The organism is Nocardia sp. NPDC058480 (assembly GCF_042720495.1).
Lineage (GTDB): Bacteria > Actinomycetota > Actinomycetes > Mycobacteriales > Mycobacteriaceae > Nocardia.
Genome location: NZ_JBHXMN010000001.1, coordinates 1,140,824 through 1,161,267, shown reverse-complemented (window position 1 = coordinate 1,161,267; position 20,444 = coordinate 1,140,824). Strand labels below are relative to the sequence as shown.

Annotated in this window: 20 protein-coding genes; 10 read left to right on the top strand and 10 right to left on the bottom strand. The window is 63.9% G+C overall.

Annotation, left to right across the window (positions count from 1 at the left end; translation table 11 throughout):
* Nucleotides 1-215: 215 nt before the first annotated feature.
* Together ACFWO8_RS05440 and ACFWO8_RS05435 are read left to right on the top strand one after the other, a co-directional pair.
* Complete coding sequence (locus tag ACFWO8_RS05440) at nt 216-1,310, top strand: hypothetical protein (RefSeq protein WP_378942878.1); 1,095 nt, start codon at nt 216-218, stop codon at nt 1,308-1,310.
* A gap of 12 nt (nt 1,311-1,322) precedes the next feature.
* Entirely contained in the window at nt 1,323-2,102 is a 780-nt protein-coding gene (locus tag ACFWO8_RS05435; RefSeq protein WP_378942872.1) for an ESX secretion-associated protein EspG, read from the top strand.
* Between the two features lie 222 nt (nt 2,103-2,324).
* Here ACFWO8_RS05435 and ACFWO8_RS05430 read toward each other — a convergent pair whose 3' ends face one another.
* The gene (locus ACFWO8_RS05430) at nt 2,325-2,573 is read right to left on the bottom strand and encodes a prevent-host-death protein (protein WP_378942866.1); all 249 of its coding nucleotides are present in this window, start codon (nt 2,571-2,573) and stop codon (nt 2,325-2,327) included.
* 95 nt (nt 2,574-2,668) lie between these two features.
* On the opposite strand from ACFWO8_RS05430, the gene ACFWO8_RS05425 reads away from it, so the two are divergent.
* Together ACFWO8_RS05425 and ACFWO8_RS05420 are read left to right on the top strand one after the other, a co-directional pair.
* Complete coding sequence (locus ACFWO8_RS05425) at nt 2,669-3,124, top strand: helix-turn-helix domain-containing protein (RefSeq protein ID WP_378942861.1); 456 nt, start codon at nt 2,669-2,671, stop codon at nt 3,122-3,124.
* A 2-nt stretch (nt 3,125-3,126) separates the two neighbouring features.
* On the top strand, nt 3,127-3,696 hold the full coding sequence (locus tag ACFWO8_RS05420; RefSeq protein ID WP_378942856.1) for a PIN domain-containing protein: 570 nt from the start codon (nt 3,127-3,129) through the stop codon (nt 3,694-3,696).
* A gap of 47 nt (nt 3,697-3,743) precedes the next feature.
* Here the strand turns inward: ACFWO8_RS05420 and ACFWO8_RS05415 are convergent, their stop codons facing one another.
* The 5 genes from ACFWO8_RS05415 to ACFWO8_RS05395 form a co-directional block, all read right to left on the bottom strand.
* Entirely contained in the window at nt 3,744-4,733 is a 990-nt protein-coding gene (locus ACFWO8_RS05415) for a tetratricopeptide repeat protein (RefSeq protein WP_378942845.1), read from the bottom strand.
* 579 nt (nt 4,734-5,312) lie between these two features.
* The gene (locus tag ACFWO8_RS05410; protein ID WP_378942832.1) at nt 5,313-5,771 is read right to left on the bottom strand and encodes a hypothetical protein; all 459 of its coding nucleotides are present in this window, start codon (nt 5,769-5,771) and stop codon (nt 5,313-5,315) included.
* An 8-nt stretch (nt 5,772-5,779) separates the two neighbouring features.
* Entirely contained in the window at nt 5,780-6,982 is a 1,203-nt protein-coding gene (locus ACFWO8_RS05405) for a hypothetical protein (RefSeq protein ID WP_378942827.1), read from the bottom strand.
* Nucleotides 6,979-7,446 carry a hypothetical protein gene (locus ACFWO8_RS05400; protein WP_378942824.1) on the bottom strand — a complete coding sequence of 156 codons (468 nt, stop codon included), beginning with the start codon at nt 7,444-7,446 and terminating at the stop codon, nt 6,979-6,981. The genes ACFWO8_RS05405 and ACFWO8_RS05400 overlap by 4 nt, the downstream gene beginning before the upstream one ends.
* A gap of 2 nt (nt 7,447-7,448) precedes the next feature.
* Nucleotides 7,449-9,167: a DNA/RNA non-specific endonuclease gene (locus ACFWO8_RS05395; protein ID WP_378942819.1), complete on the bottom strand. Its 1,719-nt coding sequence runs from the start codon at nt 9,165-9,167 to the stop codon at nt 7,449-7,451.
* A 559-nt stretch (nt 9,168-9,726) separates the two neighbouring features.
* On the opposite strand from ACFWO8_RS05395, the gene ACFWO8_RS05390 reads away from it, so the two are divergent.
* The 3 genes from ACFWO8_RS05390 (at nt 9,727) to ACFWO8_RS05380 (ending at nt 12,042) form a co-directional block, all read left to right on the top strand.
* The gene (locus tag ACFWO8_RS05390) at nt 9,727-10,047 is read left to right on the top strand and encodes a hypothetical protein (RefSeq protein ID WP_378942816.1); all 321 of its coding nucleotides are present in this window, start codon (nt 9,727-9,729) and stop codon (nt 10,045-10,047) included.
* A gap of 120 nt (nt 10,048-10,167) precedes the next feature.
* Nucleotides 10,168-11,235: a hypothetical protein gene (locus ACFWO8_RS05385; RefSeq protein WP_378942813.1), complete on the top strand. Its 1,068-nt coding sequence runs from the start codon at nt 10,168-10,170 to the stop codon at nt 11,233-11,235.
* A 423-nt stretch (nt 11,236-11,658) separates the two neighbouring features.
* Nucleotides 11,659-12,042, top strand: a complete 384-nt coding sequence (locus ACFWO8_RS05380; protein WP_378942809.1) for a hypothetical protein — start codon at nt 11,659-11,661, stop codon at nt 12,040-12,042.
* Between the two features lie 221 nt (nt 12,043-12,263).
* Here ACFWO8_RS05380 and ACFWO8_RS05375 read toward each other — a convergent pair whose 3' ends face one another.
* From ACFWO8_RS05375 to ACFWO8_RS05360, 4 genes are all read right to left on the bottom strand, one after another.
* Entirely contained in the window at nt 12,264-12,581 is a 318-nt protein-coding gene (locus tag ACFWO8_RS05375) for a WXG100 family type VII secretion target (RefSeq protein ID WP_378942805.1), read from the bottom strand.
* A 123-nt stretch (nt 12,582-12,704) separates the two neighbouring features.
* The gene (locus ACFWO8_RS05370) at nt 12,705-13,418 is read right to left on the bottom strand and encodes a DUF6882 domain-containing protein (RefSeq protein ID WP_378942801.1); all 714 of its coding nucleotides are present in this window, start codon (nt 13,416-13,418) and stop codon (nt 12,705-12,707) included.
* A 772-nt stretch (nt 13,419-14,190) separates the two neighbouring features.
* Nucleotides 14,191-14,430, bottom strand: coding sequence for a hypothetical protein (locus tag ACFWO8_RS05365; protein WP_378942796.1), 240 nt, complete (start codon nt 14,428-14,430; stop codon nt 14,191-14,193).
* Nucleotides 14,431-14,456: 26 nt separating this feature from the next.
* Entirely contained in the window at nt 14,457-15,446 is a 990-nt protein-coding gene (locus ACFWO8_RS05360) for an NADP-dependent oxidoreductase (protein WP_378942793.1), read from the bottom strand.
* Between the two features lie 215 nt (nt 15,447-15,661).
* Between ACFWO8_RS05360 and clpB the strand changes: the two genes are divergently transcribed.
* The 3 genes from clpB (at nt 15,662) to ACFWO8_RS05345 (ending at nt 20,385) form a co-directional block, all read left to right on the top strand.
* The gene (gene clpB, locus ACFWO8_RS05355) at nt 15,662-18,238 is read left to right on the top strand and encodes an ATP-dependent chaperone ClpB (RefSeq protein ID WP_378942788.1); all 2,577 of its coding nucleotides are present in this window, start codon (nt 15,662-15,664) and stop codon (nt 18,236-18,238) included.
* A gap of 63 nt (nt 18,239-18,301) precedes the next feature.
* Nucleotides 18,302-19,117: a DUF5666 domain-containing protein gene (locus ACFWO8_RS05350; RefSeq protein ID WP_378942782.1), complete on the top strand. Its 816-nt coding sequence runs from the start codon at nt 18,302-18,304 to the stop codon at nt 19,115-19,117.
* Between the two features lie 68 nt (nt 19,118-19,185).
* Nucleotides 19,186-20,385 (top strand): hypothetical protein, encoded by a 1,200-nt coding sequence (locus ACFWO8_RS05345; RefSeq protein ID WP_378942779.1) that lies wholly within the window; start codon nt 19,186-19,188, stop codon nt 20,383-20,385.
* The last annotated feature ends 59 nt before the right edge of the window (nt 20,386-20,444 follow it).

Sequence of the window (20,444 nt, the reverse complement as noted above, 5' to 3'; positions counted from 1 at the left end):
AGCCCTGCCGACTACGAATCCGCTCACGCGCCCGATAACATGGCTCAAGCCGCGTAATCACAAACCCCCGTGTCCAGTTTCCGGGGTCAAGGCCCGACGGCGAACTCGACAGCTCCGAAATCGCAGACATCCAGAACAAGTACAACACTCAGCGAGATAGCAACCGAAAGAAGGCCGGCGACCTCGGTTTCGACGGTGAGTACCGCCCCAGCACCGTGGCCAGGAACGATGGTTTCCCGGGAACTGTCGAGGAACTGCGGACCAAGGTCGACAAGATCGATCTCGACGCCGTCAACGGTCTGATCGGCGCCTGGACCGAAATCTCCACCCGCAACAGCACTTCCCTCGACGACTTCCGCAAGCAGATCGCACGCGGCATGTCCCCCGACGTCTGGGCAGGCTCAGCAGCGAACGCGGCAGCGCAAACCGTTGCGGCATATGACACTACGGGCAAGAAGGTCACCACCGCGGCCGCGCTCACCAGCACCAAACTGGATGAACTCCGCACCGGCCTCGAACCGACGAAACGTCTCGTCCCGCACGCGCCCGAGCACCGCAGCGGGCTCGACAATGTCGGCGCCCTGCTCACCGGCCGCGGGTGGCGCAATGACGATGTCGCGAACGAGAACGCGCGCGTCGAGGCTGTCCGCATCCTCCAAACCGTCTACGCCCCAGTGATTTACGAGTCCGACAACAAGGTCCCGGTGATCCCCATCCCGAAGACCATCGAAAACGGCGGCGAACCCGAAACAAAACCCACCACAACACAACCCACCACCCAGGGCTCGACAACCCAGCCCGCCACCCAGCCCACGACGACTCCGACCACACCGGCGTCGACCACTCCCACCACCGACCCGGACGACACCGACGACTCGACCGACGATTCGACCACCCCCGAATCGACCACTCCCCAGTCGACGGAGCCGGGTTCGACGACCCCCGCCTCGACCACCCCGAGCTCGACCATCCCAGGCTCACCTTCCGGATCACCCAGTGGCGCAGGCTCTCCCGGCGGCGGGTCGCCGGGCGCGGGCACGCCGGGCGCGGGCACTCCCGGCGGTGCGGTTGCCGGCAGTCCGACGGCGGCAGGCAGCGCGGCGGGCCGTGGCACCGGCACGGGTTCCGGCACAGCGGGCCGCTCCGGCATGCCCGGCATGATGAGCCCCGGTGCGGGCAAGGGTGGCGGCAAGGACGACGAATCGACCAAGGGAATCCCCGACTACCTCATCACTCAGGAACACGGTGACGAACTCACCGGACTGGACACCCTGCCCAAGATGGTCCCGCCCGTCATCGGCGCCGACTAGTCGCCAATCCTGATGGAACAGAGTAGATCTCCCGTGCGTACCTGGCATTTAACCGCTTTAGATTTCCGCACCCTATGGGAAGCAGCGGGCCGCGACGTGCTCCCGTACCCCCTGCATCACCGCCACACCGACGTCGAAACCCACGCCGAGGTCCTGCGCCTGCGCAGCAAGGCCGCCGAGAACCTGATGGCCGAATACGACAGCGATCTCGACCGCGCCATGGCCGCCCTGCTCGCCCCGCACGCCCGCGTCGAGGTCGCGGGCGCGGCCAAGGGTGTCAAAACCATCCGAGCCCACGGCGGCACCCGCGACACCTACGCCGCCCTCGCCGTCCAAGCCCCCGGCGACGAGACCAACCCCGGCGACATCACCCTCCACCTCTGCGCCCCCGATGCCCTGGCCGCCGCCGTCCTCTCCACCCTCCCGAAGGTCGCCCCCGGTAAAGGCCGCGAAATCCGCGTCACCGCAGCAGAACTCGCCGCCCCCCGCCCCCACGTCCGCGACCGCTGGAACCCCACCCCCCGCGAACAACTCGAATCCTTCCTGGCCAAACCCACCACCACCCTCACCCACATCGGCGTCTACGCCCACGCCAGCGTCGACAACCGCCACGCCGAAGGCCGCGACGACTTCCAGCTCCACGACATCCCCGGCGACGGCCGCTACGTCTTCTACGGCGAAACCACCTTCATAGCCAAACCCACCACCCCACCCCGAATCCAAGCCACCCTCGCCACCATCCTCACCACCACAGCCACCAAAGCCCGCACCGGCACCTACCTCCCCCACTAACCGCGGGCAAGTTTCGGTTACGGCACCAGGGTGAGAACTGGGTCAAGCGCCTCGAACAGCCATCGGGATTTCGGGGTATAGAGCGGGGGTTGTTGACCGATGCGATGGCCGCGATCATCAGATCGCACTTGCGTGGCTTCGGGTTCCGGCCTTTGGCAACAACCAGTTCGGCCATCGTCGTGAATCGTCGAGCCGCCGAGGACCCAACCGAAGTGCCGCTGATCAGTCATCGAGGCGGTGTTCACCGAACGCTGCATCGATTTCAGCTCGTTCAGCCGTCGCATCCCCTGCCCCGGCGAAGCGTGCGAGTCGTGCCTTGATGTCGCAGGTCGACACGTTCCGCTGCACCCGAATCGCACGCAGCTCTCCAACCGGGTTTCCGTTCCTGGTGATGATGAAGGTATCGCCCGCTGCGAGCGCGTCCATCACGCCCGCGCTACCAAGCTCGGCCTCGGTGATCGTCTTGGTCATATCCCTATGATCGCGACCGAAGCCATGCCTGGCTATACCTGAATCATTTCGTTTGTTTCGATTGTTGCGTATAATTCGTTTAGAAGGAGGTAGCCATGGCCGGAATCCAAGCCAAGCGGATCGAGCCCGGCGAGATCGATGCCGAGGTAGCCGAACGCGCGCTGCGCCGTGTCAGGGATTACCTGACAAGCCATCCGACTGACCAGATCATTCAGGTCGCGGGTGAAACCGGCGCGGAGAACGCCCTGATCCTGCCGCGGTCGGTCGTGAACATGGTCGCCTTCATCCTTGCTCAGGCAGCGGATGGCCAGGGCGTCTCGATCGTTCCTTCCCATGCTGAGTTGACCACGCAACAGGTTGCAGATCTGCTCAACGTGTCGCGACCGTTCGTCGTCAGCCTGCTGGAAGCCGGCGAGATCCCCTTCCGTCTGGTGGGAACTCACCGACGCATCCGCTACGACGACCTCAAGGATTATCAGCGCCGCAGTGCTTCCCGCAGTCGTGCCGCAGCAGATGAACTCTCCGACCTCGGACAGGAACTCGGCATCTGACCATGGCCTTCACCGTGTTGTTCGACGCAAATGTGCTGTACGGAAACACCCTGCGGGACATGATGATCCGACTGGCAAGGTCAGGTCTGGTCCAAGCCAAGTGGACCGAGACCATACTCGACGAAATGACGTCCAACCTGGCCGCAAAACGGCCGGATATCGAGCCAGCGAAGTTGCGTCGGCTACGTGAACTGATGATCGCCGCAGTCCCCGACTGCCTAGTGTCCGGGTTCGAGCCGTTGATCGAGGGTTTGAAGTTGCCGGATCTCGATGATCGTCACGTTCTCGCGGCTGCCATCAAGATCGGTGCGCAGGTGATCGTCACTGCGAACCTGCGCGACTTCCCCGCAGACATATTGGCCGACTGGAACATGGAGGCTAAGAGCCCCGACGAGTTCGTGCTGGACCAGATCGCGCTCGATGACCGGATCGTGTGGGCGTGCGTTCAGCAGATTGCCGATTCGCGGCGCAATCCACCTGAGTCTGTTGAGGACGTCCTCGATGCGTTGGAAAGCGCGGGCTTGGTGGCGTCGGTGTCTGCGTTGAGAACCGGTCGACTCTGGGGCATCTAGGCGTCGGGGAGCCGATGTCGGAAAGGGCAGATGCGCAGTTGCACCAGCTAGTGAGCGACGTGGTACTGCCCAGTGGGGGTGCCCGGCGGCACTGCGACGATACCGGCGGCGCGGCGGTACCAGGTTTTGGCTTCGTCGAATTGCCCGCGCTCCTCGAGTAGCTTGCCGAGGCGGGTCATGGCAGGCCTGTAGCCGATCTTGACGGCGCGGCGCAACCAAACTTCGGCTTCGTCAAGGTTTCCGCGCTCCAGCTGCAGTGCACCTAGGTCGGCCATCGCACGTTTGTATCCGTGGTCGGCAGCGCGGCGGAACCAGCTTTCGGCCTCGTCGAGATCGCCCCGCTCCTTCATCAGGGTGCCGAGGGCGTGCATGGCGCCGGTGTGGCCGGGCCTCCGGTATTGGGAAGGGTCGGATTCGGAGGCATGGCGCCACAAGGCCACGGCTTCGTCGAGGTCGCCGCGCTCCTTCAGCAGGACACCGAGGTCATACATGGCGTACGTCGAACCGAGATCTGTGGCGCGGCGGTACCAGATCTCGGCCTCTTCGTGATTCCCGCGCTTCATCAACAGACGGCCGAGGTGGTGCATCGCCGACTCTGAGCCGTGGTCTGCGGCTTTGCGTAGCCAGGTTGCGGCTTCGTCGAGGTCGCCTCGTTTGATCAATAGGCTGCTGAGGTGGATGCTGCCATCAGTGTCACCGCCCTGCGCGGAACGGCGCCACCAGGTTTCGGCTTCCTCCAAGTTTTCGTTCAGCCACATCAGGTGGCCGAGATAGAACATGCCTTCGGTGTCACCGGCGTCGGCAGCACGGCGATACCAGACTTCAGCCTCTTCCTCGCGTTCGTACTCCTCGAGCATGAGGCCGAAATTCGTCATGGCGGTTGTGCTGCCGGCTTCGGCGGCACGGAGATACCAGATTTCGGCTTCTTCGATGTCGTTCCTTTCGGCTAGCAGGATGCCGAGGTTGGCCATCGAGGTAATGTCACCAGCGTCGGCCGCACTGCGGTAAGCGGCTTCGACGTCGTCGATATCGGTCATCGATCAGCTCTCGATTCTCTTCTTTCCGCCATCTCTATCGTTCCATCAGCTTTGGCTGCGAATCGCCGACGTATCTTCGCGAATCTCTGCTGGATGCGCCAGGCGTTTCGAAGGAAATCCTGGAAGTTGTCGGCCAGCTTCTTGACGTCCGCACTTCCCTCCTGGTAGCAATAAACCGCACTGAATCCGGGTTCGAAGAAATAGATCTTATAGCCTTGGTGATGCCGTGCTCCAGGGCTAGGCCGTCATTGGGGATATCTTTGGCTCCGTCGATGGAATTAAGCATCTGTGGAAAGAACAAATCGGTTCCTCTAACGAGGGTGCCAGCCTCCTTTCCCATATATCCCAGAAAGGGGTAGTAATCCCCGCGAATGCGACAATTGCCGGGTGCGCCGGAACGAGATTGCGTGATCTCGTCTGCGCCACATCCAATGATCGAGTCATTCGTTGCAAACCCGGACACTATCAGATCCTGACCGAAAGACTTCATATCTCGCCTGCTTGTCTCACCCGCCATAGGGCATCAACCTCCGCGATCTTTCGGCAGTCACGGGTTGGGAAACCCCTCCCCGCCCGTTTCTAGTGGGCCGCGCTCAAACCGTTTCGAAACCAGTCCGGTATGTACTGTGGCGAACGTGGATACCGTTGATTTTCCAGCGCGTAGTCTTCGGCCTTCGGTGCAACCGCAAATCCGGGATAGTTGTCGCGATTGTACCTGATATTGAACCGCGCGGGCGGCTCCAGAATATACTCGAACTCAAACCATGTACCGAATCCTTCGGTGTACATGCCCTTGCGGAGATCCTGGAATCTGCGCCACACTGGTGTTGGAAACTGCCATGGAAGTATCGATCCGTTCGGCATTTTGATGCCCGTTTCGGCATCGGTATGTCGGCCGACAAACATACCTCGGGCGATAAGGCGAGTCCATTCGTGTGGCAAGGTCGGCAGTATCTCGCGCGTAATTTCGTCGAGAATTTCCTGCTGCTCCATGATGTGAAGCGGTTCTCGGTTGGAAATCAATCTCTCGTCGTTCATTTGATTGTTCAGGAGAACCCCAATGGTTCCGAAGCTGCGCGGTTCAACTTGTTCTGCAGCCAATGGGGGATGTGGTCCTGATCTCGTGGGTATTGTTCTTGGTCGCGGGCATACATTCCGTTGACGAGGCGGGGGAAGAAAGTCGGGGCATTGTCGTGGTCGATCGCAAGGGTGAGAGTCCCGGTGCGGTCAATTGTCGATACGGCGGTAAACCATGTCCCATTTCCTGGAATGTACATCAGTCTCCTGAGGGCCGAAAAGCACCTAAAGAGATCATCTTCACGCCAACCTGGAACCGGTCTGGGCGGACATTCCTTCGCCGCGGCAGCGCGCCTCCCTTCGTCTATAGTTGAATATTTCAGCGGGGATTTCTCGGGATAAAATCGGGTGACTCGCCCGTCGACCCCAATCCATTCGAATGTGCGAGATCTACAAGACCAAATTTCGCGAAAGCTATATCTAATCGAAGCCCATCCTGGGGGAACGACCTGCGTCAATAGTCTGGTGATCTCATTCTTAAGGTCGTCGATAGTCGGTTCGTGGTCGCCTTTTGCCGGGGTAGGAACTCTGTTCGACGTGGGCACCACAATGCGTGGTGTCGCGGGATCACGGACCTTTAGGCCGACGATTTCTGTATTTCCCGATACGACATCGTCTCGTTGAATCTTGGTCGGGCGGCTCACCTTCTTTCGTGGCCTGTCCAACCCATCGAGTTGAGGATGGATGTACCAGCCCGCAGGTTTGCGTGCCGCGTCGAGCTTAGATTTCAACCAATCCGGCACGAAGTCGACGTCTCTCGGAAAGTAGTCGAAGTCTTCTGCGTATGCTTCGGGTGGCCGGGAGGGATTGAACGGATCGCTTGCATAGTCGAAAGCCATGCGCGGGTTTCCCGACCGGTCAAAGGTGTAGTCGACCGAGAACCAGGCGCCGATACCTGGCAGATACATTCTCGGCCGGAGGTCCCCGAACATCTCAAGAACTTCGATATCCGGAGTGATGGAAGTCTTTTTTCCGTCCGGTGCAACCGATACGGCGCTGAAACCGAAACAATTGATCAACGTATGGGCTCGGTAAAATATCCGGTCCCAATCGTCGGGCGCCGCTTCGAGGATAATTTCCGATAGATCTTCGTGGTCCCCATCGGCGAACGCTTGCTGCCAGGCGAGCAGCCTTTCGCGATTCTGAGGATCCGGCCGCGCTCGGGAGGTCACCCGCGCTCCGTAGTGCCGTTATCGAGATCTACTGCCCTTTGAGCAAGCCATCCGGGCGTGTGCGCGGTGTCGCGAGGGAAATACTCAAGGTCTGCTGCGAAGGCATGGGGCGACGTCGGAAACCGAAACTCGGGCTCGTCGTTGTACTCATATCGTGCGTGGTATTCCCCGCTATTTTCGACGACGAGCACCATCGTGTACCACGTGCCTTTATCGGGTTCGTACATTCCGGTACGGAGCTTCTGAATTCTGTCGGACTGTGACGGCATGGCTATAGATTGCGAAATATCTACGGCTCCATCCGCATCGACGATCTCAAGGATTCTTTCCGCCGTCTGAACCGTTTCTCTGGCGATGAATCTGAGCTGCGTCCATTCGGCCGGCGCGACTGAAACCATGTCTTGGCCTATTGACTGCAATATTGCGGCTTGTTCCAGTGGGTCAACCGCATCGTATTGAACCAATGTTACTCCTGAAGTGGTGGCATATTGGGGTACGGATTGGTCAGAACAGGAACACCGTCTACCGTCAGTACTGCAGTGATGTTCGTCGGAGTGAGGTCTGTTCGAGACGGATTATAGTCGAGGTCGATTGTCATATCGACTATAGGTGGTGGTGTTCGTGACAAGTGAGTGCCGATAAGCACTTCCAAAGCTCGCCAGTTGTTTGTTGCATTGCGACCGTCGCCGATCAATCGATTGAGGTTAGTCAGCTCGGGTACCATGTTTATTTCCTCGCCAGGACCGTCGAACTGTGTTGCGAAAAGATGGCCACCGTCGAATGTTGCCATTTGGTATAGCGTCACTTCTTGCGCGGTCGGATCGCGATCGTATATTTCCCGGAATGCGTCGATCGCTTCCTGGTTTATCTGGGCGATCTCTGCTTGGCCAATATTTCCGATATCGGCTTGGCGAGGCCCACGTCGTGAGTCTAGCGAGGGTACGAGTTCGAGTCGACCGCGTGCCTGTACGACACGGCCGTGGTCGTCGGTAATATACGTAAACCGTCCCCCGTCGACTGTGTACTGGCAATTGGGTAGCGGTGTCCTGAGATCTGGGTTGAAGCCTTGCTCGGAATCCCCGGAGTCCGTGTGTACCTCGACAATATTTCCGTTTTCATCCGTAATGAAGAGGCCGCGGTCCCGACCATTCCGATCCGTTACACGGTAGGCGGTATTCGGATCCAAACTCACGGGGTCGGCCGGATTCGCAAATGTACCGCCGCGTTCTCGGCCGAATGGCTTACCTTTCGCAGGCACGCGCGGATCTGGTCGCCGGATATGCTCGATCGGCCGACCACCGGCGAGGGCTGTGTAGTCGTTCGGTGGATTTCGATCCGGTCGATGGAAGCTACTTCTGTCGACGGCGGTCTCGGGCGCGAGTGTCGTCGGGATGGTGCCGGGCGGATGGGAGCCAGTTCCCTCGGGTCTTGTTGTGCCGTCGGGCCTGTGTGTCTGCCACATGCCGTCGGGTGGCACCGTTGGGGTTCGCGTGCCGTCGGGATTTGTGGTTCCGCTGGTGCTGAATACGTTTCCGTTGGCGTCGGTCCAGGCGGCCTGGGTCGGTGCGAGTACCTCTACCCCCAAGTGCTGGGCGAGGCGGTCGGCGAAGCCGTTGGTGGAGGCGTCGCAGCCGATTAGGCGGATGGGGGTTACGCCGTCCCAGCCGGAGCGGCGGAGGAGGTCGCCGTATTGCTCGGGGGTGAGGGTTTGGCCGCCGATTACGGCGTGGCCGTCGGGGGTGATGTGGGTGTCGGCGGTGAAGCGGTTGGGGTCGGCGGGGACTCGGTGGGGGAGGTCGCCCATGGTGGGGTCGCCGCGGTGGTGGGAGACGCCGGCTGGGGTTTGTTCGGCGTGGTTGTTGTGGATTGCGTCGAGGTCGACGGTGGTGTCGAGGTCGGGGGTGGTGTTTGTGTCGGGGGTGGTGGTTACGGTGTTGTCGGGTTGGGTTGTGGGGGTTGCGTGTTGGTCTGCCCAGGACGGGATTGTTGCTCGGGAGAGGTCGGCTCGGGAGATGTCGGAGCCGAGGCGGTGCATGTCGTCGGGGGTGAGGGTGGGGTTGTCGCGTGGGGGTAGGCCGAGGTTGGTGCGGACTGTGTTGGCGAGGTCGGTCAGGGTGGGGGTGGTATCCGCGTTGATGGTGAGGTCGGCTGTTGATGGGTTGGTGGTGGGGACGGCGTCGACCATGAGCCAGTCGCCGAGGGGGAATTGATGGCCTTGGTTGAAGGCGATGTCGGTGGCTGTTTGGGCATTGTCGGCGACGGTGTCGATGGTGGTGGGAGGGGTTGTGGGGGAGCCGGTTACGGCGACAGTTAGGCGGACTACTCGGACCGGCTGGGCGAAAGTGTTGGGGTAGTCGGCGGCTTGGTAGGGGCGGCCCGTGGGTGGGTTGACCTGGAGGGCTTGGTTGTTGGCGGGCTGGATGGGGCGGAGGGATTCGCGGGCTTGTCGGGCCTGGTTGGCCGCTTCGAGGTTTTGGGGGGTGAGGAGTGGGTCTGTTGGCGGCGTCGCGGGGGTGGTGTTGGTGGGAGTTGTCGGGTTCGTGGGTTGGGTCGTGTCGGTGGGAGTTGTCGTGGTCGAGGGAACCTCGCTGTGGGTTCCGTTCGCTGTGGGGGTCGGCGAGTTGGGGGCCGTGTTCGGTGCGGCTGGGGTGCGGCCCGTCGGCGAGGTTCTCGGGGTTGTCGGTCGAGCAGCGGACGGGGGTGCCGTGTGAGTCGTCGGGGTGGTGCCTGTGGATGAGTGGGGAGTGTTCGGTGTCGCCGGATTCGCAGTGGATGGTGGGGCGCTTGGCGTGGGTGTGGGGCCTGTGGATAACCCGGGATTGTTCGGGGTTGTCGGCTGGGTGGCGGGCGGTTGGGCGGTGGGGGTTGTCGGCCTGGTGGTTGTGGATGGTTGGGGAGTGTTCGATGTCGGCGATTGGTGCGTGGCCGGGGTGATCGGTGCGCTGATGGGTGGGGTTGACGGTGTCGAGTTGGGAGGTGTTGCGGTGGTCGGTGTTGCGGTGGGTGCCGTGCTGGGTGCTGTGGCGGTGGTCGCCGCGCTGGTTGTTGATGCCTCGGCTTGTTGAGGCTGGCGGGTGGTGTCGCTGGGGGACTGGTTGTTCGGGGTCGGTGCTGTTGGTGTGGTCGTACTCGGGGTGGTGGGTTGTGGCGTCGTCCCGACCGTGGACGGGGTGGAGGTAGTCGGGTTGCTGCTGGTCGACGTCTGTTCGCTGGTGGTCGGTGCCTGGGTGGGGGCCGGGCTCGATGGATTTGGTTGGGCTGCGGGCGAATCAGTAGGTGTCGTGGGCGCATCGACCGGTGGGAGGTCGAGCGAGGACGAGGGGGGTGCCGACGGACTGGGTTGGTTGGTGGGGTTGGAGGTGTCGCCCGGAGTGCTTGGGTTTGTGCTGTTGGGCGATCCGGTTGGGTTCGGATTCGTGGTGCCGGTGTTGCTCGGCGATGAGGGCGTGCCGTTGTCGGCGGGTGTCGAGGGGTTGGTCGGCGCGGGGCTGGGGTTGCTCGGTGATTCCGGTGAGCCAGTACTGGAAGGGTTTCCGTTGTCGGAGGGTGTCGAGGGGTTGGTCTCCGACGGGCTGGGGTTGCTCGGCGAGTCCGGTGCACCTGTGCTGGACGGGTTTCCGTTGTCGGCGGGCGATGTCGGGCCGGGGGAGGTCTCTCCGGGTGAGCTGGGGTTAGGCGTGCTGTCGCCTGGCGAGGTAGGGGAACTGTCGCCGGGCGAGTTGGAACTCGGCGAGTTGTCGCCAGGTGAGCTCGGGCTTGGCGAGTTGTCGCCTGGTGAACTGTTGCCTGGTGAGCTGGGGCTTGGCGAGTTGTCGCCTGGTGAACTGTTGCCTGGTGAGCTGGGGCTTGGCGAGTTGTCGCCTGGTGAACTGTTGCCTGGTGAGCTGGGGCTTGGCGAGTTGTCGCCAGGTGAGCTCGGGCTCGGTGAGTTGTCGCTGGGCGAGTTGGGGCTGGGCGTGCTGTCGCCGGGTGTGCTGGGGCTGGGTGAACTGTCGGCAGGCGAACTCGGGCTGGGAGAACCATCCGCGGATGGGGTGCCCGTTCCGGCAGGTGTCGCAGCGCCGGGAGTATCGGCCGGATTGCTGTTCGATGGCGAGCTGTCGCCAGGAGAGGAAGGTGAACCCGCTCCGGAAGGCTGGGTTGCGTTGTCCCCATTAGGTGTTGACGGGGTGCCCTCAGATGCCGGAGCTGGGGAACCAGGAGTACCCGTCGATGCGGGCGAAGTCGATCCCGGCGCACCACCGTTCGTCTGAGCCGGAGACGAACCCGGATCTCCCGTACCGGCAGGGCTGGTAGGCGAGCCCGTATCGCCCAACTCGGGAACCGTCGGCGCCGGAGAGTCCCCGCCGCCCTGCGAGCTGGATTCCAACCCGCTCTGCAACCCACCCGCACCAGCACTGGTGAACGTATCAACCCCGATATCGAGCTTGAAATCCTGACCCATCAACAACGACGCCGCACTCGCCGACGCGACCTGCGCCGACAGATCAGCACCGAGCTCAGTCGCCGCACCTGCCGCGGACTTGGCCGCCAATTTGCCGAGACCGGAAGTGACGTTGTCCCCGACACCGCCCAGCTTGTCCCCGAGACCACCACCGACAGCACCACCAACAGCACCACCGAACGTCGCCAAACCCAGGTCGGCCCAACCGAAGTCATCGGTCGAGCGATCGCCCTTGGCGACCTGGATGGTGCGGGCGAGCGCGTCGATCCCGCCCTCTTCCAACGCCTCGAACGCCGCCCCACGGATCGCGGCCCGCGCGGCCGCTTTGGCGATACCGCGCGCGATCATCCTGGTCAACAGCGTTTTCATCGCCATCTTCACCGCGACCTGCGCCGCAACCCGCGCCGCCACACCCGCCGCAGCACCGACCCCGGTCCACGCGGTCGCCAACGCGATACCGATCTCGACCGCCGCCACGATCATCGTCCCGATGATCACCAGCTTGGTGTGCTCGATATCGTTGGCACCGTCTTCGAGCAGCTCGGCCTGCTTCTCACACCACTTACGAATCGCGGTGAACGCCGCCTCGTCACCAGCGAGGAGCTTGTCGCGGTAGGCCGCGATCGCGTCGTGGGTCTCGCCTTCAGACAAGGCGCTCAATGCCGCGTTCAAAGCCCGCGCGGCGTCCTCGTCGACAGTGTTGAGCGTGTTCGCCGTAGTGGTCCATGCATCAGCCAGACGCCGCATCGCGGTCTCGTCACCCTCGGGCCAATCACCCGCCCCGAGAATGTATTTCGCAACCCACTGCAAAGAGTCCGGGATTTCGATACCCACGAACTATGACCCCGTCGACTGCTTCAGCTGGGCCGCACGGGCCGTGTCCTGCTCGACCAACTTGTCCGCGACAGTCACCATATTCGTGCCGAGCTGCGTCATCGACTTCGCGAGATTGCCGACCGAGGTCTTGCCCTGCTCCACACCCGGTGTGTAGTTACCCGCGAACGCCTGCCCGATCTCATCCCCACCCCAGCACTCACCTTCGGCGGCCAACGCCGAGGTCAACGTGGTCAACGCCGCAGACAGAGTCGAAGCGACCGCATCGAACGAGGACTGCGTAGTGCGCAGCGCATCGGGATCAGCCTTGATCGAACTCATCGCAAACCCCAACCTCGCCCAACAGTGCTGTCGAGATATTGGACGCACGAGGCCGTGCCGCGGATCCCTATTGTGTGCTATGTCTCATTGGCGAGGTTATGGCTATTGTTCTGCGAGGCAGGGTTATCCGTTGCTCATCTGCAAGTCCATGCTCTTCATCCTGGCCAATTCGTCGAAGGCGATCTCCCCGGTGAGGCCCGGCCCGGTGACCGTTGCCAGGGAGTGGTCGCCGGACCACTGGACGCCGAGTCCTCGATGATTGGCGTAGGCGTGGAGAGCGCGGCGTCGATCGGTGAGCGGAAACTCGGTGAGCCCCTCCTGGATAACCCGGGCGATGCGCGGTGCGAAGGGCGCGGGCAGCACGAACGACGGATGCTCGATCAGAAACGCGGCCCTGGTCCCGCCACCGACCGGCCCGCTATAGGCAGTCCACACTCCGGAGATCGCCTTGGCTGCGTCCATGAACACATTCACCACACCCTCGGCCCGATCGGGAGAACCGGGAAGCACGGCGAACGGCACTTCCGCATCAGCGAGTCCACTGATGCCATAACGGATTCCGAAGTCGCGCACGGACTGCGCGAGTCCGGTGACCGAATCCGGGTAGCCCGCCGGGTTACCCCACGCCCACAACCACGACTGAGGTCCCGGAGCCGCCGACCCGAGCAGGTGCATCCGCTCGCATTCGATCGGCTGGTCCCCGGTCAAGGTGAACCGGCCGACCGCCAAGTCGACACTCCACCCACGATCACCGGCGATATCGGCGAGATGCAGTTGATGCTCGAAGGAATACAGCGCGGCATCGTCGAGCAGGTTCGCCAAGGTCACATCAGACATGACGGCGAGCGTACCGAGCGCGAATCGGATCGCGGGAACGATCTTTCCGCCCGCGCGGCCCTGGTGAAACTCGATGTGAACTAGTCACAGGGTTCTCGCGGAAGTTACTGGCCAGAGCGGAAACTCGCTAGTTGCTAGTGCGCGCGGGAGTGTGTAGCGTCACACGAACAAGAACGGCCGCCCGGCGAGCGCCAACTCACCGAACGGCCTAGGTACGAAACAGTCAACAGCTGTTCGCACCGTAGGGTGAAATCCTACATGCAACGGCTCGGCGTCTCTTGATGCCGGGCTTTCGTCGTTCCAGGGGTGTGTCCATACCCTGACGACGGGCTGTCTGTGTCGTGTCCTGGGCCTTGGCCGCTCCTGTCGGTCGTTATCGGAGAGCCCGACCGAGGGGCAGACAACCCTGACACCCAGCCTCCTGCGAGCACCTTCGTCGTACGCCTCGCACGTACGCACCTGGTCGGTTCGGGAGTGCACACCTTCGCCCAGGTCCAACATCGCCACACGCCGAAACAGGCGTGGGGCCAATTGTGTTGGCCGAGGACGCAAATCGGGGTTCGGTGCGGGGAAGCGGGCAGGGATGGTTACGACACCGGCACCCTTGGGTGCTCCATACGGTGTAGTCCGACCGGACGTCGTCGGTCAGTCGTCGCGGCGATACCCACCGAGCGGCGCAACGAAGGTGATCGAGAAGCCCACATCGAGCAGGCCCGTGCAATGCGGCTGTCACGCCCTTGAATTCAGCGAATGCGTGAACGGCGGTGTGTTCTCAGCCGAAGATCTCGTCGGCATCAGCGGCGGTTGCCGCGCGCCGCAACCATGCGGTGAGCTGGTCGATATCGGCGCATTCTGCGATGCGGGCCCGCTGCAGAGCGGAAACAGTGAGGTGGCGGGCTTCCAGAACAGTGAGGATGCCACCGACAAGCCCCTCTTCACGCCCCTCTTCACGACCTTGCGCGACGTATTTCCGTGCGATCCGACCCTGATACTCGTACGTCATGGTCATCATTTCCTCCAACCTTCGGCGAGCGGGAATCAGATGGCGAGGACGGTTTTTCCACGTGCGTTGCCTTGGCCGAGCACGGCAGGAGCGGCTTCAAGGGGCACGGTCATCTGCACCGGAACGACAACATCACCGGCGGCGACGCGGGACAATAGTCGGCTCAATTCCGGTGAGCGCCCTTTGGATTCGAAGTTGCCGCCGGTGATGTCGTTTTCGCGCAGCACCGCTTCATCGGCCGCCCAGGTCGTCGAAAAGGCATGGCCGCCTCGGCGGACCAGGGTGGCGTGGGAGGCGAAATCTCCCGGCGAGCTGATCACGTCGAAGAGCACATCGATGCCGTCGGGATGGGTGAAGCGGACGGCGTCGGTGACGCTCGAGTCATGGCGGGTGGCCGGGTCCGGATCGACGAAATTCGGGTCGGCGGGGCGCATCTGGGTGTAGTCGACAGTTTCGGCGGCGCCGAGGCGGGCGACCTGGTCGGTGGCGTCGGCGCGGGCGGTGGCGATCACGTGCGCACCGGCGGTATTGGCCAGCTGGACGAGGAAGGAACCCACACCGCCGGTCGCGCCGACGATCAGTACCGTCTGGCCGGGCTGGATGTGCGCGGCGTCGACCAGATCCTGGGCGGTCACGCCGGCGACCGGCAGCGCCGCGGCGGCCACCGTGGTGACCCCGTCGGGGATCGGGACGAGGGTCGCGTCCTCGGGGACCGTGGCGTACTGCGCCCAACTGCCGTGTCCCGCCGGTGCGGTCAGGAACTTACCGACCACCTTGTCGCCGACCTTGAATTTGGTGACACCGGTGCCGATCGCCGAGACGGTGCCCGCGCCGTCGACGCCGAGGATCATCGGGAAGTCGGTGGGCATTTTGCCCTCCAGGATGCCGTCGGCCATTTTCAGGTCGAACGGGTTCACCCCGGCCGCGTCGAGCGCCACTTGAACCTCACCGGGACCCACCCCGGGGACGGGCACATCGGCGAGCTCCGGTGTGGCGCCGAACTTCTGAACCACGATCGCGCGCATGGGGGTGAACTCCTCGCATCGGGGGTGAGCCGGGCACCGCAATCCTAGGCGGATAGCCGTTCGACATGCGGTGATTGATCGTCTTCGGTGGTGTCGCGGCGTACCGTGAAGCGCGGCTTCGAAGTCCGCCGAAAATTTTTAGAGTTGAGCGGAACAGACTCAACTTTGTGAGCGTTGAACAAGTCGATACCGGACACACACAAGTAGGGAGATTCGTGGACTCGTTCAATCCCACCACCAAGACGCAGGCGGCCTTCAACGCCGCCCTTCAGGCCGCCGCGGCGGCAGGCAATCCGGAGATCCGTCCGGCACACTTGCTGGTGGCGTTGCTGGATCAAACCGATGGCATCGCCGCACCGTTGCTCAAGGCCATCGGGGTCGATCCGGCGACAGTCGAACGTGAGGCAGGTGCCCTCGTCGACCGCCTGCCGCGTGCTACCGGCGCCACCACCACACCACAACTGGGCCGCGAAGTCCTTGCCGCGATGACCGCTGCCCAACGGCTCGCCACCGAGCTCGGCGACGAGTTCGTCTCCACCGAGAACCTGCTGGTCGGGCTGGCCGAAGGCTCTTCGGACGTCGCCCAGCTGCTGCGTAAGCACGGCGCCACCCCGGAATCCCTGCGCGACGCGTTCACCGCGGTCCGCGGCGGCAGCGGCCGGGTGACCAGCGCCGATCCGGAAGCGAGCTATCAGGCACTCGAGAAGTACTCCACCGACCTCACCGACCTGGCCCGCGCGGGCAAACTCGACCCCGTGATCGGGCGCGACACCGAGATCCGGCGCGTGGTGCAGGTGCTGAGCAGGCGCACCAAGAACAACCCGGTCCTCATCGGCGAACCAGGCGTCGGCAAGACCGCCATCGTCGAAGGTCTCGCGCGGCGCATCATCGAAGGCGATGTGCCGGAGTCGTTGCGCAACAAGAAGGTTGTCTCGCTCGACCTCGGCGCGATGGTGGCGGGTGCGAAGTATCGCGGTGAATTCGAGGAGCGGCTCAAGGCCGTGCTCGACGACATCAAGAACAGCGCGGGCGAGATCATCACCTTCATCGACGAGCTGCACACCATCGTCGGCGCGGGCGGCACCGGCGACTCGGCGATGGACGCGGGCAACATGATCAAGCCGCTGCTGGCCCGCGGCGAGCTGCGCCTGGTCGGCGCGACCACCCTCGACGAGTACCGCAGGTACATCGAGAAGGACGCGGCGCTCGAACGGCGATTCCAGCAGGTGCTGGTCGGCGAGCCGTCGGTGGCCGACACCATCGGCATCCTGCGCGGCATCAAGGAACGCTACGAGGTGCACCACGGCGTGCGGATCACCGATTCGGCGCTGGTGGCGGCCGCGACACTGTCGGACCGCTACATCACCTCGCGGTTCCTGCCCGACAAGGCGATCGACCTGATCGACGAATCGGCTTCGCGCCTACGGATGGAAATCGACTCGCGTCCCGTCGAGATCGACGAGATCGAGCGAGCGGTGCGGCGCCTCGAGATCGAAGAGGTGGCGCTCGAGAAGGAGACCGACGCCGCGTCCAAGCAGCGGCTCGAGAAGTTGCGCCAGGAATTGGCCGATGACCGCGAGAAGCTCAGCCAGCTCACCACCCGCTGGCAGAACGAGAAGAACGCGCTCGATTCGGCGCGCGGGCTCAAGGAGCAGTTGGAGGCGCTGCGCGGGGAGTCCGAACGGGCAGAACGTGACGGTGAACTCGGCAAGGTCGCAGAGCTGCGCTACAAGCGCATCCCCGACCTGGAGAAGGAGCTGGCCGACGCCGAAAAGGCCAGTGCCGCAGCATCTGACGGTGACGTGATGCTCAACGAGGAAGTGACTCCCGACGACATCGCCGATGTTGTCTCGGCGTGGACCGGGGTGCCGGTCGGGCGCATGCTCGAGGGCGAGACCGCCAAGCTGCTGCGGATGGAAACCGAGGTCGCGGGGCGCGTTGTCGGGCAGGAAGAAGCCGTGCAGGCGGTCTCCGACGCGGTGCGCAGGGCGCGTGCCGGTGTCGCCGATCCGAACCGGCCGACGGGCTCGTTCCTGTTCGTCGGCCCGACCGGCGTCGGCAAGACGGAGCTGGCGAAATCGCTGGCTGACTTCCTGTTCGCCGACGAACGCGCGATGGTGCGCATCGACATGAGCGAGTACAGCGAGAAGCACTCGGTGGCCCGGCTCGTGGGCGCACCGCCGGGATACGTCGGCTACGACCAGGGCGGCCAGCTCACCGAAGCGGTGCGCAGGCGGCCGTACTCGGTGGTGCTGTTCGACGAGATCGAGAAGGCACACCCGGATGTCTTCGACATTTTGTTGCAAGTTCTCGACGAGGGCAGGCTCACCGACAGTCAGGGTCGCACGGTCGACTTCCGCAACACGATCCTCATTCTCACCTCCAATCTCGGCGCCGGTGGCGACCGCGATCAGGTGATGGAGGCGGTGCGGCGCGCGTTCAAGCCGGAGTTCATCAACCGGCTCGACGATGTGGTGATGTTCCACGCGCTCGACGCCGAGCAACTGGAGTCGATCGTCGACATCAACCTGCGTCAGCTGCAGAAACGGCTCTCACAGCGCAGGCTGACCCTCGATGTCACCTCCGAGGCCAAGAAGTGGCTCGCCGTGCGCGGCTACGACCCGGCCTACGGCGCGCGACCGCTGCGCAGGCTGATCCAGCAGGCCATCGGCGACAGCCTGGCCAAGGAACTCCTCTCCGGTTCGGTCGCCGATGGTGACACCGTGAAGGTGAGTGTGGACGACGCCACCGACAAGCTCGTCGTCGAACGCGAAGTTATCCACAGCCCGTGATTTATCCACAGCCCGGTGCGTAGGGACCACCCAAACGTACCGGGCTGTCCTACCCTGGAGCCCATGACGAACCCGAACGATCCGTGGGGGCAACGCCCGGAGGATTCGCCGACCGAACGGCTGGGTTCGCCGGGCACCGACTCGACCACGCCGTACGGAGGCAATTCGTTCGACGAGTGGGGGCAACCGTCGAACCCGACGCAGGCGTTGCCACCGCACGACGCGCAATGGGGTGCCTACGAAAGTGGCTATCCCGCAGCTCAACCCCCGCCACAGCAGGCGCCGCCCGGCTACGGCCAGGGTTATCAGGCGCCGCCACCCGGGTACGACCAGGGCTATCCCGCCGCGCCGCCACCGGGCTATCCGCCGCGGCCGCAGGACGGTGACCAGGAAGAACCGCCCAAACGCCACACCGGTTTGTGGATCGCGCTCGGCTTGGGCGTGCTGGCGTTGATCGCGGTCGGTGGAGTGCTGGCCGGTCTCGTGCTGAGCGGCAACAACTCCGATGAGAACACCGCTTCGGCGCCGACGACCACCCAGCTGCTCGTCCCGCCGACGCTGAAACAGACCACTCCGGGCACGCCGCCGAGCGCGAGCGGGCTCCCCGGCTTGCCGGGTCTGGGTGGCGGCGAAGATCTCGGCGCCACCATGGGCAGTATCACCGCGAATACCGGCACCGAGATCACCATGAGCACCCTCGGCGGATCCGACGTGCGAGTGCTGATCGACGACGCCACCCAGGTGATCTCGCTGACCAGCACGAAGGCGAGCGAGCTTCCCGTCGGCGACATGGTTATGGTGCAGGGCGACAAGAACCCAGACGGGTCGATCCACGCCAAGATCATCATCAGTACGGCGTTGCCGGGCGGCCCCCGATGAGCGACCCGCGCGTCGAATCCCCGGTGCTACCGGGCAATCACGGCGACGGCTGGATAGGCTAGGCGACGATGACGGCTATGTGGTTCGGGTTAGCAGCGATCGCACTCGTGGGTGCGATAGTCCTGCTGTATTTCGATCGGGTCCAGCGGCAGCGCACCGGACACGCGAGACAGGTGTGGGCGAAGTCCCAGGGCTACACCTACGTGTCGGTGGAGCCCGCGCTCGCCTCGACGTGGCGTCGTGGCGCGCTGACCAAGCTCGGCTACCTCTCGGCGGTCGACGTGGTCTCCGGTATTCGCAAGGGCGAGAAGTTCGTGCTCTTCGACCTGGAGGACGCGGCGACGCTGGTGGCCGTGCGACGCCAGATCGGCTCCGAGATCGATGTCGACATGCGGCTCAAGACCGCGGCGCCGCCGAAGGACCACGATCTGGAACTGCTCGGCGCCATCGGCGACCGGGTCGTGTTCGCCACCGATCCGGAGATCGCGCGCCACGCCGTAGATCAGCGGATGGTCGGCTTCATCGAGTCGCTGTCCGACACCGTGCAGATGCTGTGGAGCGAGGGCAACTGGACTCTCGGCATGCTCCCCGTCGGCAGCGGATCCAAGGACTGGGAGACCGCGATCGACGTGGTGCTCCGCCTGTCGGGCCTGCTGCACGTGCTGCCGCCGGTGGCCGAGCCCAACGAATTCACGCGGCCGAGGTCGAGTGCCAATCTCGCGCCCGGCTTCCGCCCCGAGTACGACGACGAAGACGACGATCGCGAATTCGCTTCGGGCCGGGCGGAATACGCCGACGTCGAAGAGCACGGTCGTGCCCGCTTCCCCGGTCCTGACGAACTCGATGCCGACGACGAGCCCTACGCCGCCCGTGGTCCGGCGGCACGCCTGCCCGAGACCGATGAGCCCTACGACAGTCGTGGCGCCGCGGTCGGCATCGACGACGACGAGCGCTACGCCTCGCGCGGTGCTGCCGCGCGCCCGGACGAGTCCTATGGCGCCCGGTCTCGCGAGGATCGCGCCCCGATCGGCGGCCGCGCCCCCGCGCTGCCCGCCGACTACGACCCCGATCTCGACGACCCCGAGTTCGAAGACCAGCCCGCACCCGGCCGCCGCCCACTCGGCGAACAGCCCAAGCGCCCGTCGCTGGCCGTCGTCCCCGAGCCGCGTCCCCGCACCGAGCCACCGCTCGACGACGCGGAACCGGGCCAGCCGGGTGGTCCGTTCCACCCCGGTTTCCGCCCATACCAGGGCCCTGTCCCGAAGTGATCCACCTGCCGCGGTAGTCGTCGCGGCATCCTCCTCGACCGGAATCGATCTCTGCGATG